General features: G+C 49.3%; 17 protein-coding genes. 4 read left to right on the top strand and 13 right to left on the bottom strand.

What is annotated here, in order from left to right; translation table 11 throughout:
• Positions 1–4 precede the first annotated feature (4 nt).
• From SAR116_RS10555 to SAR116_RS10530, 6 genes are all read right to left on the bottom strand, one after another.
• Entirely contained in the window at positions 5–1,249 is a 1,245-nt protein-coding gene (locus SAR116_RS10555; RefSeq protein WP_013046928.1) for an NAD(P)/FAD-dependent oxidoreductase, read from the bottom strand.
• 71 nt (positions 1,250–1,320) lie between these two features.
• Positions 1,321–2,337 (bottom strand): MBL fold metallo-hydrolase, encoded by a 1,017-nt coding sequence (locus SAR116_RS10550; protein ID WP_013046927.1) that lies wholly within the window; start codon positions 2,335–2,337, stop codon positions 1,321–1,323.
• Positions 2,338–2,401: 64 nt separating this feature from the next.
• Positions 2,402–3,724, bottom strand: coding sequence for a hypothetical protein (locus SAR116_RS10545; protein WP_013046926.1), 1,323 nt, complete (start codon positions 3,722–3,724; stop codon positions 2,402–2,404).
• A 91-nt stretch (positions 3,725–3,815) separates the two neighbouring features.
• Positions 3,816–4,175, bottom strand: coding sequence for a VOC family protein (locus tag SAR116_RS10540; RefSeq protein ID WP_013046924.1), 360 nt, complete (start codon positions 4,173–4,175; stop codon positions 3,816–3,818).
• A 134-nt stretch (positions 4,176–4,309) separates the two neighbouring features.
• Positions 4,310–6,211 (bottom strand): ABC-F family ATP-binding cassette domain-containing protein, encoded by a 1,902-nt coding sequence (locus tag SAR116_RS10535; RefSeq protein WP_013046923.1) that lies wholly within the window; start codon positions 6,209–6,211, stop codon positions 4,310–4,312.
• A gap of 56 nt (positions 6,212–6,267) precedes the next feature.
• The gene (locus SAR116_RS10530; protein WP_013046922.1) at positions 6,268–7,188 is read right to left on the bottom strand and encodes a LysR family transcriptional regulator; all 921 of its coding nucleotides are present in this window, start codon (positions 7,186–7,188) and stop codon (positions 6,268–6,270) included.
• 227 nt (positions 7,189–7,415) lie between these two features.
• On the opposite strand from SAR116_RS10530, the gene ung reads away from it, so the two are divergent.
• The 3 genes from ung (at position 7,416) to rbsK (ending at position 9,807) form a co-directional block, all read left to right on the top strand.
• Positions 7,416–8,093, top strand: coding sequence for a uracil-DNA glycosylase (ung, locus tag SAR116_RS10525; protein WP_013046921.1), 678 nt, complete (start codon positions 7,416–7,418; stop codon positions 8,091–8,093).
• Between the two features lie 75 nt (positions 8,094–8,168).
• Positions 8,169–8,816 carry an SGNH/GDSL hydrolase family protein gene (locus tag SAR116_RS10520; RefSeq protein WP_013046920.1) on the top strand — a complete coding sequence of 216 codons (648 nt, stop codon included), beginning with the start codon at positions 8,169–8,171 and terminating at the stop codon, positions 8,814–8,816.
• A gap of 70 nt (positions 8,817–8,886) precedes the next feature.
• A complete protein-coding gene (gene rbsK, locus SAR116_RS10515; protein WP_013046919.1) occupies positions 8,887–9,807 on the top strand; it encodes a ribokinase in 921 nt (306 codons plus the stop codon).
• Positions 9,808–9,823: 16 nt separating this feature from the next.
• On the opposite strand, the gene SAR116_RS10510 is transcribed toward rbsK, so the two are convergent.
• Positions 9,824–10,297 (bottom strand): DUF4864 domain-containing protein, encoded by a 474-nt coding sequence (locus SAR116_RS10510; RefSeq protein ID WP_013046918.1) that lies wholly within the window; start codon positions 10,295–10,297, stop codon positions 9,824–9,826.
• 118 nt (positions 10,298–10,415) lie between these two features.
• On the opposite strand from SAR116_RS10510, the gene SAR116_RS10505 reads away from it, so the two are divergent.
• Positions 10,416–11,159 (top strand): SDR family NAD(P)-dependent oxidoreductase, encoded by a 744-nt coding sequence (locus tag SAR116_RS10505; RefSeq protein WP_013046917.1) that lies wholly within the window; start codon positions 10,416–10,418, stop codon positions 11,157–11,159.
• Here SAR116_RS10505 and SAR116_RS10500 read toward each other — a convergent pair.
• Genes SAR116_RS10500 through SAR116_RS10475 form a run of 6 tightly spaced genes read right to left on the bottom strand, consistent with a single transcriptional unit; the run spans position 11,146 to position 16,796 of the window.
• Positions 11,146–11,703: an inner membrane-spanning protein YciB gene (locus SAR116_RS10500; RefSeq protein ID WP_013046916.1), complete on the bottom strand. Its 558-nt coding sequence runs from the start codon at positions 11,701–11,703 to the stop codon at positions 11,146–11,148. The two genes, SAR116_RS10505 and SAR116_RS10500, sit on opposite strands and share 14 nt — an antisense overlap.
• Complete coding sequence (locus SAR116_RS13350) at positions 11,700–12,278, bottom strand: chalcone isomerase family protein (RefSeq protein WP_190275444.1); 579 nt, start codon at positions 12,276–12,278, stop codon at positions 11,700–11,702. Before SAR116_RS13350 ends, SAR116_RS10500 begins: the two co-directional genes overlap by 4 nt.
• 4 nt (positions 12,279–12,282) lie before the next feature.
• Complete coding sequence (locus tag SAR116_RS10490) at positions 12,283–12,924, bottom strand: DUF3833 domain-containing protein (protein ID WP_013046914.1); 642 nt, start codon at positions 12,922–12,924, stop codon at positions 12,283–12,285.
• Positions 12,925–12,944: 20 nt separating this feature from the next.
• Positions 12,945–14,492 (bottom strand): cryptochrome/photolyase family protein, encoded by a 1,548-nt coding sequence (locus tag SAR116_RS10485; RefSeq protein WP_013046913.1) that lies wholly within the window; start codon positions 14,490–14,492, stop codon positions 12,945–12,947.
• Positions 14,493–14,508: 16 nt separating this feature from the next.
• Positions 14,509–15,942 (bottom strand): cryptochrome/photolyase family protein, encoded by a 1,434-nt coding sequence (locus tag SAR116_RS10480; protein WP_013046912.1) that lies wholly within the window; start codon positions 15,940–15,942, stop codon positions 14,509–14,511.
• Positions 15,943–15,992: 50 nt separating this feature from the next.
• Complete coding sequence (locus tag SAR116_RS10475) at positions 15,993–16,796, bottom strand: CmcJ/NvfI family oxidoreductase (RefSeq protein WP_238531151.1); 804 nt, start codon at positions 16,794–16,796, stop codon at positions 15,993–15,995.
• Positions 16,797–16,905: the final 109 nt, after the last annotated feature.

Genomic DNA, 16,905 nt, shown 5'->3' with positions numbered 1-16,905 from the left:
CACGCTAAACCGGAAAGCGATCAGCCCGATAGGGACTTGCATCAATCGGCGGCGTTCCACCGTCAATCATCGATGTAATCAATTTGGCCGAACCGGGCGCCATCGACAGCCCTAGATGCTGATGCCCAAAATTGAACCATAATCCTTTATGACGCGGTGCTGGTCCGACAATGGGGAGTGAGTCGATCAATGTCGGGCGACGACCCATCCATGGCTCGGCATCAATCTCGCCCTTCATTTTATGTATTTTGCGGGCTTCGGCGACAGCCTTCCTGATTTGTGTATAATTTGGCGGGGCATCACGATGTTCAAATTCAACGCCAGAGGTAATCCGCACACCTTGGCGCATCGGTGCTATAGCAAAGCCACCCTCGACATCATATGCGGCGCGGCCAAGCTGCGGCACGTCACCAGGCTCAAGATGCATATGATAGCCCCGTTCCCAACCCAACGGCACATTATATCCAAGCCATTTTGCAACATCTGCCGACCATGGCCCTGCCGCCACAACAACCTGGTCAAAGACCAAAGCGCCTTCGCTATGCTTCACCTCAAATCCGGGATTTTGCGGCACCAGACCGGTGACATCGGCTTTTGTAACTGTGCCACCTGCGGCGATAAACATGGCTATATAGGCATCGGTCAATTCGGCGGGACTGGAAACGCCGCATGTTTCATCCATCAGCACGGCTTTTTCGTAGATCGGTTCTAAACCGGGCTCAAGTTGGCGTATCTGTTCACGCTCATAAATGGTGAATTTTACACCCGTTTCCTGCATCGCTTCTATTTCCGCTGCAAATCCGTCAAATCCTTTCTGCGTGCGGAACAGTTTCATCCAGCCTGCATAGCGAAGCAAATGAGTGACATTTGCTTCATTAATCCATGCTTTATGATGTCCAAGTGAAAGCACTTGCAAGGCACGCAACGCCTTGGCGGCGTGCTTCGCGTGCGACTTGGTACAATAGGACAGAAATTTAAGCACCCAGGGTAACCGTTTCAGTACGAATAAGGGATTGTAACGCAACCCCGTACTTTGGTTACGCAACAAGCCCGGAAGTTTGCGTAACAGCACGGGATTATTCATAACCAGCACCGACGATTCTGATAGAACGCCTGCATTCCCATACGAGGTCTCGCGACCAGGTTGCTTGCGATCGATAAGCGTCACGTGATGCCCGGCTTGCTGCAGATCAAGTGCCGAACAAACGCCAACAATACCACCACCTATAACGGCTATATTTTTTCCCATTGACGACTCCTGTTCGTCTGCACACGGCAATGTTAATGCGACATTATTCTGCTGTGCTCAGCCCGCATTTTCTAAACCTCTTTGATAGCACCGCCAACAGACTGCCATGCCTGAAAGCCACCAGGCACATGCGCACAATGATCAATACCATTGGCATGAGCAAGACGCGTCGCCATCGCTGAGCGTTCACCAACCGCACAATAAAAGACCACAGGTCGGCCATCGGTCTGCGCCAATGTCGCAAGTTGCATTTCAAGCTGACCATAGGGGACATGAATCGAATCCGGAATCACGCCAAACCGCGCGCGCTCAGTATCCTCGCGCAGATCAACAAGAATAAGCTTGTCCACCTCGCGGCCAAGCAAAGCGCCAGCTTCAATCGTTGGCACCTGTCTTTGTCGCTCTAAATTCAGGCCAACTTTCATATTTTCAGGAACCGCTACATCCATCATTTTTGGATTGGGAAGATTGAGCTGGTTCATCACATCAATATATTCTTCACGCGACTTGACCTGCAAACGCGGGTTATAGGCAATCTCTTCGCCAAGTGTTGAAACCGTATCACCTTTATAATCATGCGCCGGATAGACCAGCATCGATTCCGGCAGTTTCAAAACGCCATTAAATAGCGAGTCATATTGTCGCCCTGCATCACCATTTTGAAAATCAGTACGTCCAGTTCCGCGAATCAACAAGGTATCGCCTGTGAAAATCCTATCATCGGTTCGAAAGCAATAACTGTCATCAGTATGGCCAGGTGTGTACATCGCGGTCAGACTGAACCCTTCGATATCTACAGCATCGCCATCGGATACGCGCATCGATACAACATCAACCGGCGATTGTTCACCCATCACAGTCACGCAGCTTGTCCGGTCCCGCAAAGCCCCCATCGCTGTAATATGATCAGCATGAACATGCGTATCCAGAACTTTAACAAGTTTGAGATCTAGTTGTTCCATCAAGGTTAGATAATGCTCGGTTTTTTCGAGTACCGGATCAATCAATAACGCTTCACCGCCTTTGCGGCTGGCGATCAAATAGGTATAGGTTGATGACACATTGTCAAAAAGTTGTCTAAAAATCATGGCTTGATTACCTCTTTACCACTGGCATCGTGCCAGAAACTTTTACGTCTTCATAGTTTATCCGTTAAACAAACATATTGACCAGTGCCAAAATGATTCCCCCACCAAAAGCATAGCAGAAAGCTGTTGGCAAATTTGACCCCAACACCAAGTCCCGCGAGGTTACATTATACAAACTAGCGCAGGTGATCACTGATAAAGATGCAACTGACGCCATTGTTCCCGCGCCCCACCCAATCAGATGTGATTGCATGAGCAAGGCAGGTTGTACATCGGCACCACCACGACTGAATATCGCTAAAAGCGCCGTGCTTGTTATAACGGGATGCACCCCCACCACCGATGCCATCATCATCAAAGTCGGTGTCGCAATCAAGGCAAACCAACCCGGAATGACCCCCACATAAAAGGATGCCACTAATGTTTGCAGGACATTGGTCTGGGTGGCGAAAAAACCCACAATCATGGCAACCGTAATAATAATTATATCATCACCAATATTTGTCATCGCGTGCCGCGTTTGTGTCATGATCACGGGAATATTGGCTCGGTGCCGCACAAATTGGATCGCAACCAGACATGGCATCACAATCACAACAGTTGATAAAGCTGTCAGATTAAACATAACCGCTGCCGCAATAACGGTCATCAACACAACCAACAAACGCATACTGACCGGTTGCAAACATGCCAGTGACATCCGTAGTTGCGCAAAGCTGAATTGCTGACTGAACAAAGGTACCGTTATCAAGGCAAAAATAATCGCCGTGACCAAGCCCAGCGCAATCGCAATCCATGACTGCGCAACCGGCACAAATATCTGGCCGATGGCAAAGGCCACAAAAAAGGGCGACCAGACACAGGATGACACCATGCCCCGCAACGCCGCCTCGGCAGCCATGCGCCGACGCCGCATATCGCTGTTAGGCGGCAAAGCCGCCGATAACATCGCAAAGGCACCCGTATTGATAACGCCACCAAATACATGGCCGGCCATTTGCAAGCCACCTGATGACGCCTCAGGCGGTAAGGTTGCCAACGCTTGCTGGGTCTTGTGAACCGACGGCATGGTCTCAGCTGTCGCGCGGACAAGGATCATGGTTGGCAATAACGCGGCAAAAATGAGTATTCTTCGTCCCGCTTCAAACCATTCATCGCTTGTCGGCAGATGATCGAGTAACAGCCATGCCACAAATCCCAATAACAGCAGAATTATAAAACTGTCACGCCGCATCTTCGGCACTGTCAAAAGACCGAAAATCACAAACATTATAACGCCAACATCACTCAAAGCTGTGGCTTGCTCACCCGCAATAATCTGGATCAAAGCCACCAGCCATATCGCACATAGCAAACCAAAACGGATCACATCGATCATTGACTGCATGTATGTTCGCGCCTTTCACCACCCGGTCATCTGGCATCCACCAGACAAACAAGGTGCTATCTAACGCCACTTTTTTACCGGGCGAAAGCCTTTATCGCGACACGTCCGACCAGATTGCCAATTCATTGCCTGATGGCTCGAAAAAATGAAACCGACGGCCACCCGGAAACGCAAAAATCGGTTTTGCAATGATCCCCCCCGCCGCCACGATATCGGCATAGCTTTGCTCCAGATCGTCGCTATATAGAACAATCAGTGCGCTACCATGCTCGGTGCGGCTATAGGCATTATTAGCAAAAAAACCACCTTCAATGCCGGCATTGGCAAAGGCAACATATTCGGCACCAAAATCTTCAAATATCCAGCCAAAGACACATTCAAAAAAAGCTTTGCTTGCCGGAATGTCACTTGCGGAAAATTCAACATAGTCAATTTTATGATGAGCTGGCATTTCATCCTCCTCTGTTATGTGGCCAGCAGAGCCCCCCTGACTAAAAGTTAGAGACGCAAGCGTAAGGTCAAGTAATAACAGAGGTCAAAGCCCACATAGCTAAATTACAAAAGTGGTAACAGGATTGTGCATGCTTATGCTTCGAGTGCGATGGCCAGAGTTTCCTGTAATGAAAGCCATTCTTCTTCGCCCCGCGCTATGGCCTCATCCACATCAGCAAGCATTTTACCTGCATCAGCTGCCCGACTTTGATTTTTCGTCTCAAAGAAACCGGGCTCTGCCATTTCCTGCTCAATATCAGCTTTCCGTTTTGTCAGTTTTTCCAGCATCTTTTCGGTTTTAGTAATGGCGCTTCGAACCTGCGCCGTATTTTGTCGCTTTTCTTTGCCGGATAAAGCCCGGGCTGGCGGCAGGCTGTCTATATCTGCCGTTTTAAGAGCGTTCGTGTCGTGCCTTGCCGTTTTGCCTTTGCCCGATCGCTGTTTCAAAAGCAATTTGCGATAATCATCCATATCACCATCAAATGGCACAACCGCACCATCGCGCACAATCCACAAGATATCAGCAACCGTTTCAACCAGATGCGGATCATGGCTCACTAGAATGACCGCGCCGTTATAATCATTCAGCGCATGGATAAGCGCTTCTCGGCTTTCTATGTCAAGGTGGTTGGTTGGCTCATCAAGGATCAATATATGCGGCGCATCAATTGCCGCCATAGCCATCAACAATCGGGCTTTCTGGCCGCCTGACAGACGTTCAACCGGGTTTTCGACAATGTCTGCGCCAATCCCTGCCGCCCCAAGACGGCCGCGTAATTTGGTTGGTAATTCATCCGGACGCAACCGCGCCATATGCTGGAACGGCGTTTCACCTGGAACCAGCTCATCCAACTGATGCTGGGCAAAGAAACCTATGCGTAACTTGCCTGATTTCTGAATATCACCTTCAAGCGGCGCCAACCGATCAGCAATTAATTTTGACAGGGTTGATTTGCCTTCGCCATTAGCGCCCAGTAAAGCAATACGGTCATCCTGATCAAGCCGGATATCAATTTTACGCAATACAGCTTTGCCATCATAGCCAACTGACGCATTTTCGATCACCATAAGTGGCGGCGGGAGTGGCGTTGGTGACGGAAACTGAAATTCGGATACAGCACTTTCCGACAAGGCGGCAATAGGTTGCATTTTTTCCAGTTGTTTCAGACGTGATTGTGCCTGACGAGCCTTGGACGCTTTATAACGGAAGCGATCAACAAAACTCTGGATATGTGCACGCTGGGCGTCCTGTTTACGTTTCATTGATTGCTGTTGTTCCAGTTTCAACCGGCGCTCGGCATCAAACTGGTCATAGCTGCCGCCGTAATATGTCAATTTACGATCGGTTAAATGCAAAATACCGGTCACCGATCTATTCAGCAAACCGCGATCATGCGAAATCACCAAAACGGTTTTGCTATATTTGGCCAGAAAGGTTTCCAGCCATACGGCACCTTCCAGATCCAAATAGTTTGTTGGCTCATCGAGAAGCAACAGATCGGGTTGTGAAAACAGCACCGCACCAAGCGCAACCCGCATCCGCCAACCACCTGAAAATTCGGCACAGGCACGTGCTTGTGCCACCGCATCAAACCCAAGACCAGCCAGAATTGTCGCCGCCCGTGACTCGGCAGAATGCGCATCAATATCAGTTAGGCGCATATGAATGTCAGCAATCCGCATAGGGTCCGTTGCACTTTCGGCTTCACGAAGTAAGGCATCGCGCTCCAGATCAGCCGCCAAAACCGTATCAAGAAGGCTAATGCTGGATGCGGGGGCTTCCTGATCAACGCCACCAACCCGAAAATAACTTGGATATTCGATGTTACCTGAATCAAGCGCCCATTCATTTCGGATCAATCTGAACAGGCTTGTCTTGCCAGTTCCATTACGCCCGACGATGCCCACTTTATGGCCAGCCGGAATTGTGGCCGACGCATTTTCGAGCAGGGGTTTGCCATCAATAGCAAAAAATAGGTTCTGAAGCTTTAACATAGGCCGAAGACTTGGCCTCTGGCGACAGATTTGTCAACATCACTGCCTAGCAAATTTTAGGCTTTTGGCGTGATCTGGTTCCAATGCGGGTTCTTATCAAAACGCCAGGCCATAAAATCAACGAATGCACGCGTCCGGCGCGGCAAGATTGTTGTTTTTGGATAAACGGCAAAAATATCAAGCTCGGACCAGTCATGGTCAGCCATCAACGGTACCAGCGTGCCATCATTAATGGCTTCAAAAAGCAGAAATGTCGGTAAATTAACCACACCAAGTCCGGCAATGGCCGCATCGCGCAACACATCACCATTCGTAGCCGACAGACGCTGGCTTACATGCACTGTTCCTGCCTTACCTTCGGGTGTTACATAAGTCCAATCCGATGGTGTTCGGGAATTTGCATAGATTAGCCCAGGCATATCATTGAGAGCTTCTGGATTGTCTAGCGCACCATGTTTGGCAATAAAATCTGGCGATGCACAAGGCACCTGCCGTGCGGTTGATATTTTTTTGGCAATCAGGCTGGAATCCTGCAACGCACCAATACGTATCGCCAGATCAAATCCCTCGGCGATCAGATCAATGCGTTTATCCGACAGATCTATATCGATCCGCACGTCTGGGTTTTCCTTCATGAAGTCAGTAATCAGTGGTGTGATATGCGTGATGCCAAATGATAAAGGCGCATTCAGTCGCAAGACACCACTCAAAATACCTTCGGTATTCTGGACTTCCTGCTGCGCCGCTTCCAACTCGTCCAGAATAGTACGGCAACGGCTGAAAAATCTTTGACCTGTCTCGTTCAGATACATACGGCGCGTCGAACGCTGGATCAATGGCGCCCCAAGACGAAGCTCCAAATCTTTCAGACGACGACTTACAGCAGAAACAGCGATACCAAGACGTTCCGCTGCCTGCGTAAGGCTTCCTGTTTCCACAACCGTCACAAAAGCACGTATTTCTTCAATCTGACTCATGACATAAACTCTATATTATTTTTCTATATTTCATAATTATATTTTCACAAATCTTGTCTTCTTTCCGACGCCTGCAACAATTACATACATACCAGCCATGAGAGACCTCCCCCCTCTCATGGCGTATCCCCCTTATTATTACTCCATAACCAATATCATTGTCCTGCAATAAGCTAGTAAATATGCTATTTTGGTACCATCACATTGACGTGTTTCAAGGGGTATTTATGCATATTGAGCAAAGCTGGCATCATCATCTTGGCGCGGTCATGAACAGCAAAGAGATGACGCAACTTTTCCGATTTCTAGATACCGAGCGAGCTAACGGCATCAGCATATATCCGCCCCCTGAGTCGGTCTTCATGGCTTTTGACCTTACACCCTTTGATGCGGTTAAAGTCGTTATTATCGGGCAGGACCCCTATCACGGCCCAAGACAAGCGCATGGGCTGAGTTTTTCAGTGCCGCAGGGCGTTAAAACACCTCCATCATTACGCAATATTTTCAAAGAGCTTGTTTCCGATATTGGCTGTCCAACTCCTTTACATGGCAATCTTGAAAGCTGGGCGCAGCAAGGTGTGCTTTTGCTGAATAACTGTCTCACGGTCGAAGATGGTAAAGCCGGATCGCATCACGGCAAGGGCTGGGAGGCCTTTACCGATGCGGCTATTAGCCAGCTGGCTGACATCCGCGAACATCTTGTCTTTATCCTTTGGGGACGCAAAGCCGCTGAAAAAGGTCGTACGATTGACGCCAATCGTCATCTTATATTAACCGCAGCGCATCCATCACCGCTTTCGGCCTATAATGGTTTTTTTGGCAGCCGTCCCTTTTCGCGCACCAATAGCTATCTCGAAGCGCAAGGACAAACGGCTATCAATTGGGACACTAGCCAAGCTAGATAATTGACGCGAGACGGCGCATGGCTCAGATTAGCCATTATACGTAACAACATCACATAATCATAAAGGTGTCCCATCATGACCCGATCATTGCTTTGTTTTGGAGATAGCAATACACATGGCACCCCGCCAATGGATAGCCTGTCATCACAAGGCCGGTTTGGCATCGATGTGCGCTGGCCTGCCGTCATGCAAACAATACTAGCCCCTGATTGGACAGTGATCGAGGAAGGTCATCCCGGGCGTACAACGGTGCATGATGACCCGATTAACGGCGTACATAAAAATGGAATCCGCATGTTGCCGGCTTTACTGGAAACCCATCGTCCGCTTGATGTCATTGTGATAATGCTGGGCACCAATGATCTGCAACACCGTTTTGGCGTGAATGCAGCTGAAATTGCTTTGGCGATTGGCAAAATTGTCGAGACCATCAAGGCATCTGATTCCGGCATCAACCAGCAGGCGCCGGATATCTTGCTGATGAGCCCACCACCCGTTATGCAGTCAGGCTGTCTTGCCGAGATATTTGAAAACAGTATTGATAATGCGCATGCTCTATCGGGCACTATTGCCAACATGGCTAGACAGCATGATGTTCCCTATTTTGATGCTGGCGCGCATATTGCCGTGTCGCCAATTGATGGCGTTCATTTTGATGCTGAAAGCCATATCACACTAGGTCATGCGATGGCTGACGCGGTGCATAAATTTTTTGCTAATTGATTGTGTCACCCCCTCAGACAGGCTAGCTTCAAAAGATTATCATACGGCATCCATTTACTGGGGAACCAATATGTCATCCATTGTTATTCTTGGTATTTTTGTGGCCGATACGGCCTATCGCGCCGAGCGTATTCCTCGGCTTGGTGAAACAATTTTGGGTAAAAGCTTCAATCTTAGTCCTGGTGGCAAAGGGTCAAATCAGGCTGTTGCCGCGGCAAAGGCTGGCGCCAACGCACATATGATCACGCGGCTAGGCACGGATACATTTGCCGATATGGCAATCGATGTCTGGCAAAAGGCTGGTGTGACACCCGCAATCACCCAACATGATAACAGCTACACAGGCGCTGCCTGCATTTTCATCGAGGCCGAAACCGGAAATAATGCGATCATTGTCACCCCGGGCGTTGCTGGCGAGATTGACAATAGCGACATTGACCGCAATGCAGACCTGATTGCTAATGCTGACATATTCATCACCCAGCTTGAACAGCCGCTTGAGGTAGCAATGTATGGTCTGGAACTGGCGCGGAAAAAAGGCGTGCGTACATTGCTCAATCCGGCACCTGCCGCTGACCTTCCTGATGGTATGTTGGCTTTATGTGACTTCGTAACGCCCAATGAAACCGAAGCCGAAGGCCTGACCGGAATTAAAGTCACTTCAGTTGCAAGCGCAACAGATGCGGCTCAGGCTTTACGTGCGTCTGGTGCAGGCGCCGCCATTATCACACTTGGCGAAAATGGCGCGCTTTATCATGACGCTGACACCACAATACATATGCCTGCCATGTCGTCAGGCAAGGTGATTGAAACCACTGGTGCTGGTGATTCCTTTAATGGCAGCTTCGCCGCCGCCCTTGCCGAAGGCATGACGCCTGTTGATGCTGTCAAATTCGGATGCGCAGCGGCGGGCATTTCAGTCACCCGCGCCGGTGCCGCAAATTCCATGCCCAGCCGGGCTGAAATTGATGCCCGACTAGCTCAAGGTTAACAGCATAATGATGTGGTTAGCTTCCCTGACCTGCGGGGCTTGGTGCTGATACGGCGGTGGTCATCCAGCACCCCTTACATTCACCTTCGGTCACCTTTTCAACTACCCACGAAAAGAACAGCACATTGCCGCCCTTGGTTTCCATCAGCACGTCAAATTGCTGCCATCCCTCACCTTGCTTGGCCAGCGAAATAGAATGACTAGCATGGTCAATCATCTCGATATAGGACGGGCTCCGGATCATCTGGGCAAAGCGTGGATATGGCCCTGTCATGCGCCGGTTTCCCGGATGCGCAAAGGCCCATGTCTGGCGAATACCAAAATCCCGTTCCGGATTATCATTATTCTGCAATCCGGTTAGCTGTATATCGACAACTTCCTGCGGAGCAATATCGGGATTTGGCGCAACCACTTCGGTGCCGCTAGCTGAAGCCAGCGCACCGAAACAGCCAAGCATAATGAAAAGAAATAGTCTGAAAAACTTGATCATAAGCACATTACTCCCATTTCAACTATGTCCCCCATAGCTATGAGATGGGAAGTATTTTACCAAAATGCAATGTTTGGCTTATGCTATCGGTTATCATTGATTGCTAGAAAAGAGTTTCATGAAGATTTTTATTCAAGGAGCCGGACGCGGTATCGGGCTGGCTTTTGCCAGACATGCTTTCGCATTACAGCAGGGCGATGACTGGCACATGTTCCTCACTGCCCGCAACCCCGAAGACAGTGACGGTTTCAAAGAACTGCCGCCCTCGGCCAATATCACCTGGATGGCGATGGATTATCTTGATCCTGATAGCATTACCAAAGCTGGCATGACCGTCGCCGCTCATAGCGACCAGCTTGATCGTGTGATTTCGGTGGCAGGTGTGTTACGCGATCCCACCGTTAGCCCTGAAAAGCGGATCGCCGACCTTGATAGTGCTGCCATGCTGTATGCTTACCAGATTAATGCGATGGGGCCGGTATTGCTGGCCAAGGCATTATGGCCACTAATCAAAGGCGAACATCCGGCTATCTTCGCTAGTCTATCTGCCCGCGTCGGGTCAATTTCGGATAATCGGCTGGGCGGGTGGTACGCCTATCGGGCCAGCAAGGCTGCCCAAAATCAGCTGCTACGCACAATGTCGATTGAATTGGCGCGTTATAACCCGCATGCCTGTGTTGTGACTTTGCATCCGGGCACCGTCGATACGGCCTTGTCAAAGCCGTTTCAGGCACATGTCCCTGCCGATAAATTATTCACCGCCGCTTACAGCGCTGATTGTCTGTGGCGAGTCATGGATGGTTTGGATGCTAGCGATACTGGTGGCTTTTTTGCTTATGATGGGTCGCCTATTGATTACTAGAATCTTCGCGTACCCTTGCAAGACCCCGTAAGGTTATGGGTAATTGTGCCAGCATAAACAATGCGCTGGCTGGCGCGGCAATGAAGGTTTTATAGAACACCCACTCGGCCTCATCAAAACCACGCCAGACATATTCATTGGCCAGTGCAAGGCCAAGGAAAAACAACCCCCATCGAAGGCTAAGGGTGAACCATGTGGCATCATCAAGTGCAAATTGATGCTGAAAAAACTCACGCATCATGGCACGCCGCATGATCAACCCACCCAGTAAAACTGCCGCAAACAGACCATTGAACAAGGTCGGCTGCATCTTGATAAAAATATCAGCATCAAGCGCTATCGCCGCCCATGTAAAGCCCGCCGATAGCAGTAATGAAAAAAGAGGAAAGCGGGCAACACGCCGTTCTTGAAACCAGGCCACAAGCAATACCAGCGCCCCCAACCCCACTGAAATCATCGCCGCAGCAAATAAACCATAAACACTGTATCCAATGAAAAAGCCAAGCAAAGGTAGCACTTCAAATAGAAACGCGCCAAGCTTCATGATCGATTATCCAGACCGCGCAAGGCTCGGCTAAAATCCAGATCACGGGCTTTGTCAGAAAGCCAGATATTCATAAAGGCATCGGCAAAATCGGCATCCTTGATCGTTTCACCCTCAACATCATTCAGATAAAAGGTGATGCTGCCATCCTGATTATGGATGGCCGTTGCGCTTTCACCATCTTTCAGATCGCGAAAACTGGCGTCCAGAAATTTTTTCCAAATTTGCAACTGTGCTTTATCAACTTGTGTCTGACGTTCCATTTCAACAAGTGAGCGTTTAACAATTTGCGCTTTTGAAGCATCGACGAGATAACGCAACCGTAACGCATATACGCCATCTGGATCATAGCGGCCTTGCGGGGCATATAGTGTGGCATCATATATTTTAAACAGAAACACCTTGAACCGGGCTTCGCCGACAATCTCGGCATCAGGCACATGCGTACCTAATGGTTCGGCTACCGCCATTGTAGCCATTGTAGCCGTCCCCGTCAGCAGTATCACCATACCAACACGCATGCCCCGACAGAAACTGGCAATGACGAATCTAACCAGTGAACAGATCATACCCATAAGGCTATTCAGGCCATTTTGAAAGATCAAGCGGGCCAACCGCGGTTGCCGCCTGTCCACGTAAAAATACGATCGTGACTGACCCGATTTCAATGCCATATTTACTGATATAAGCGCGGTTGATCGCAACATCTTCGTCCTGTTTATAGATCCAATCGTCAAAATGCACCTCGACATCGTTACCTGACATATTCAGAACCACATCATACGACCAGTTCAGCGTATTGCCAGCCACAACACCCGTTGCGGTACCCGTGATATCATCAGCTGTGCCCTGATATTGATAATGTCCAGCCGCATTTTTTCCATCATTGACTATGGTCCATATGCGGTTTGCGCGTTCGCCATCATCATACAGAAAATCTTCATCCAGAGTCAGAACATTACCATCGATCCGACCATTCAGATTGACCCGAAATTGACGACGTACATTACCAAAACGGTCTTCAAAAATTCCATAAGCAATGCTTTGCCCGTCAAAAAATTGTTCTAGCATCAATGCTGGCTGGCGATCGGCAAACTCGGCAACATCCTTTTGTGCACATGATGAAAGCCCGACCATGGCGGCACCCGCCACAGCAAGCGTGCAGAGCAACCGGGACATTGTGCCTATAAACTTTGTAAATGTAGCTTTATTTCGACGCATGCTTTCTATCCTCTCCTAATTTAAACGACGCCCTTATCCAGATCGGCAAAAAAATCTAACGCATCAGCTTTGACTTGTGTGATCTTTTCATCAGCCATCTTATCAAGACTGCGATACATCATACCAAGACGAGCATTATTCCCCAGTTTTTCACGATTTCGCGCCAGAAAATCCCAATATAGATAATTAAACGGACAGGCCTCCTTGCCTGACTTTGCGGTCACTTTATACACGCAATTTTTGCAGTAGTTTGACATCCGGTTAATATAAGCACCCCCTGCCGCATAGGGCTTGCTGGCCAGATAGCCGCCATCGGCAAATAATACCATGCCCGATACATTTGGTAATTCCACCCATTCATAAGCATCAGCATATACAACCAGATACCATTCATTGACCATGACCGGATCAAGTCCCGTCAGCAGGGCAAAATTTCCAAGCACCATCAACCTCTGGATATGATGCGCATAGGCATAACGCGCGGTCTGGGAAATCGATTGCCGCATGCAGTTCATCCGCGTGTCCCCGGTCCAGAATAACGCTGGCAAAGGCCGGGATGCTTCAAGGTAATTCAGCGCCGCATAACCTGGCATTTTCAGCCAGTAAATACCGCGTATAAATTCCCGCCATCCCAAAATCTGGCGGATAAATCCTTCGACCGCATTTAGTGGCGCATTACCGTTATGATATTCCTGCTCGACAGCTTTGATGACTTCCAGCGGCGTCAGCAATCCCGCATTCAGGTAAAAACCGATATGGCTGTGATACATCCATGGCTCATCCTCAATCATCGCATCCTGAAATTTGCCAAATAAAGGCAAGCGTTCATCAATGAATTTTGCCAGCACTTCAAGCGCGCCTTTTCGCGTTACGGCAAAGTCGAAATCTTCAAGACTGCCAAAATGATCCGCACATCGCGCCGCCACAAGCGTCAACACCTCTTTGGTAATGTCATCTGGCGGACATCGATAGGGGGCTGGCACTACCTGCGTAAGGTCGGGTGACTCACGGTTATCGGCATCATAATTCCACTTATCGCCAATCGGGGTATCACCCTGCATCAGAATGTCAAAACGCCGCCGCATGTCCCGATAGAAAAAATCCATCCGTAATTGTTTGCGCCCTTCAGCCCAGATGCTAAATTCGTCATGCGTGCACAAGAACCGGTCATCATCTCGGATCTCGACATCGACATCCAGCACCTGCCGCCATTCATCCATAGCCGCACGCACGCGATATTCTCCAGGTTCGGTTAGAATGAGTCGATCCGGAGCGAACAAGGTGATTGCCCGGCCAACCTCACTGGTAAAACTGCCTGTATTTTTGGAATCATCAAGGGTTACATAATGAACTGTGATGCCCTTTCGGCGCAATTCTTCGGCAAAATGGCGCATCGCTGAAAACAGAAAAGCGACCTTGCGCTTGTGGTGCCGGACATAGGTGACTTCATCCTGCACTTCGCACAACATCACCACATCATCAGCCATATTGATATCGCACAAGCTGGCAAGATCATGCGTCAACTGGTCTGCCAGAACCAGTCGAAGTGCGCCACTCGTATCTGCCATCACGAAACCTCTCTACTCATGGCTCGACTCGTGTCGTGGCAAAGGCCGCCAGCGCCGCTTCACGCGACCGCTTCACATCGACAATGGGGTTTGGATAGTCCTTTCCAAGCGTTATACCGGCAGCCTGTAATTCAAGCGCGGGGGCTTCCCACGGACTGAAAAGATATTTGTTTGGCAAGGTGGCCAACTCTGGCACAAACCGGCGGGTATAACTGCCATCAGCGTCAAATTTAGTGCCTTGCGTGATCGGATTGAAAACCCGGAAATAAGGTGCCGCATCAGCGCCACATCCGGCAATCCATTGCCAGCCAGCACTGTTATTGGCAAGATCGGCATCAACCAGACAATCCCAGAACCATGCTTCACCATGATGCCAATGCAATAGCAGATTTTTGACCAGAAATGACCCGACAATCATCCGCACCCGATTATGCATATAACCTGTTTCCCATAATTCGCGCATGCCAGCATCAATGATGGGATATCCGGTTTTGCCCTGTTGCCACGCGCGCAAAGCATTGTCATCGCTTTGCCATGGAAAACTGTCAAATTTGGGTTGCAAATTCTGTCTTGGTAAATGTGGAAAATGATATAATAGAGAATGCGAAAATTCGCGCCAGCCAAGTTCGGACAGGAACACATCTATATCATTATCAAAGCCAGCTTGATCGCGCTTTTCAATGGCCGCATACCACGCCATATTCGGCGAAATTTCCCCCCAATGCAGATGCGCTGACAGCCTCGACGTATGTGGACGTGCTGGAAAATTGCGACCATCCTTATAGCCATTGAGTCCCCCTTCGACAAAATCATGCAGACGGGTCATTGCGGCTGCCTCACCAATCTGCCAATGGGAAGCCATTTTCGCGCCCCAATCATGATCCGGAAGCAAATTAAGCGCATCAATCGACATAGACGACTCGGGATCAGCAACCAACTGCATGGCGTCGGGTCTGGCTAGCGGTAAACGCGGTGGGGCTGCATTAAGGCACCCCCGCCGGTAAAAAGGCGTAAAGACGCGATACGGTGTGCCATCACCTTTCAAAACTGTCCATGGCTCCCATAATAACGACCCGTTAAAGCTCTCAACCTGAATATTATTATTGGTCAAATTGGTCTTTAACATTTTGTCGCGGGCGATGCGCCATGGTTCATAACAGCGGTTCCAGAACACGCCCGATGCCCCGACCTTGGCAACAAGTTTGGGGATGATATCGACAGGATCGCCACGCATCACACATAATTTACCATCCAGTGACATATTTAACGCGTTCAGCGCATGATGAAGCCAACTCCGTCCGGCGGCACCTGTTTTGTGATCACCTGCATTGTCATCATCAAGGATAAAAAGCGGCAACACATCACCAGCCTGCGCCGCCGCAACCAAAGACGGATTATCGGCCAGACGCAAATCTTGGCGGAACCAATGGATAATGATAGATGACGCCATAGTAACTCTTTCCAAAACAAAACTGCATCAGTGCTTATTCATATGTAATGTCAAAAGAATACGAAACAACGTGTCTCGATACTTTGGCGTGGGGCAGCATCAGCCGCCGCCGATGGATCATCAAAGGCACTATGGATGGTAAAGCGCGCCCTGCCATCAGTTGCCGAGTCATAGGTTTTGATTAACGCTGCCTCATCCATCTTCATCGCTGGAAAGTAAAACCAGCGATGATTGGGGTTGTGCAAGGCATATTGAATTTCACCAATGCGGTCATTCGATAACCGTTTGACAGCTACCAGATCATCAATCACAACGCTTGTTGAGTCGCAAAAAGCCATGGGAAAGGTTTCAACTGTGCCATGGATTGACCGCCAGACATTGACGATTGCAAACCGTTTCTGTAGCCGGTCTTCAGCCTGATCGGGCAAAAGGTCACGCAGGCGCTGGATCGCGGAAAAATCTGTATAGTCATTATGGATAACCGATGCTGGTTCGCGCGATTTAACCGCCTTGCGCAAACTGTCGGTTGCTGCGCGCCGTGTGTGATCAAAAATATGCACTTGATCTGCGCCTGTCACCGACTTTATCAATGCCTTGACTTCGGCCTCATAAATATCACTGATCAACAGATCGTCATAAAAATCGCTGACCGCACTTGGCTGGGCAACCAGTTGAAACCCTTCACGGTCAATGCTGAAATTCTGGCCGCGCCCATTTGCAATCTCGACATCGACGATATTATATTCGCCCGGATGCGTTGCGGCCGCCCCACCTGCCTGTGACGCGACAAATTCTGCCACCGCCCCGCGTGCGGCAATATATTGCAATGGCGCTATTACCGATGTCCGTTCCAAACCAGATTCCAAACATAAGATTAAAACCTATTCATCTTCACCATAGCTTAGCGCTTTGTCAAAGTACCAATTAGCGATAGAATGGTGAGACACGACTCATTCATCCTTC

It is taken from the genome of Candidatus Puniceispirillum marinum IMCC1322 (genome assembly GCF_000024465.1).
Lineage (GTDB): Bacteria > Pseudomonadota > Alphaproteobacteria > Puniceispirillales > Puniceispirillaceae > Puniceispirillum > Puniceispirillum marinum.
Note: the sequence above shows the minus strand (reverse complement) of the source record. Positions and strands in the feature narration are given on the sequence as shown.

Bases quoted from the DNA above. Each gene is read 5' to 3' on its own strand.
- SAR116_RS10485 (WP_013046913.1), bottom strand. From the start codon at position 14,492: ATGGCAGATACGAGTGGCGCACTTCGACTGGTTCTGGCAGACCAGTTG.
- SAR116_RS10545 (WP_013046926.1), bottom strand. From the start codon at position 3,724: ATGCAGTCAATGATCGATGTGATCCGTTTTGGTTTGCTATGTGCGATA.
- SAR116_RS10530 (WP_013046922.1), bottom strand. From the start codon at position 7,188: ATGAGTCAGATTGAAGAAATACGTGCTTTTGTGACGGTTGTGGAAACA.
- SAR116_RS10550 (WP_013046927.1), bottom strand. From the start codon at position 2,337: ATGATTTTTAGACAACTTTTTGACAATGTGTCATCAACCTATACCTAT.
- SAR116_RS10505 (WP_013046917.1), top strand. From the start codon at position 10,416: ATGAAGATTTTTATTCAAGGAGCCGGACGCGGTATCGGGCTGGCTTTT.
- SAR116_RS10540 (WP_013046924.1), bottom strand. From the start codon at position 4,175: ATGCCAGCTCATCATAAAATTGACTATGTTGAATTTTCCGCAAGTGAC.
- SAR116_RS10520 (WP_013046920.1), top strand. From the start codon at position 8,169: ATGACCCGATCATTGCTTTGTTTTGGAGATAGCAATACACATGGCACC.
- SAR116_RS10510 (WP_013046918.1), bottom strand. From the start codon at position 10,297: ATGATCAAGTTTTTCAGACTATTTCTTTTCATTATGCTTGGCTGTTTC.
- SAR116_RS10480 (WP_013046912.1), bottom strand. From the start codon at position 15,942: ATGGCGTCATCTATCATTATCCATTGGTTCCGCCAAGATTTGCGTCTG.
- SAR116_RS10500 (WP_013046916.1), bottom strand. From the start codon at position 11,703: ATGAAGCTTGGCGCGTTTCTATTTGAAGTGCTACCTTTGCTTGGCTTT.
- ung (WP_013046921.1), top strand. From the start codon at position 7,416: ATGCATATTGAGCAAAGCTGGCATCATCATCTTGGCGCGGTCATGAAC.
- rbsK (WP_013046919.1), top strand. From the start codon at position 8,887: ATGTCATCCATTGTTATTCTTGGTATTTTTGTGGCCGATACGGCCTAT.
- SAR116_RS10555 (WP_013046928.1), bottom strand. From the start codon at position 1,249: ATGGGAAAAAATATAGCCGTTATAGGTGGTGGTATTGTTGGCGTTTGT.
- SAR116_RS13350 (WP_190275444.1), bottom strand. From the start codon at position 12,278: ATGGGTATGATCTGTTCACTGGTTAGATTCGTCATTGCCAGTTTCTGT.
- SAR116_RS10535 (WP_013046923.1), bottom strand. From the start codon at position 6,211: ATGTTAAAGCTTCAGAACCTATTTTTTGCTATTGATGGCAAACCCCTG.
- SAR116_RS10490 (WP_013046914.1), bottom strand. From the start codon at position 12,924: ATGCGTCGAAATAAAGCTACATTTACAAAGTTTATAGGCACAATGTCC.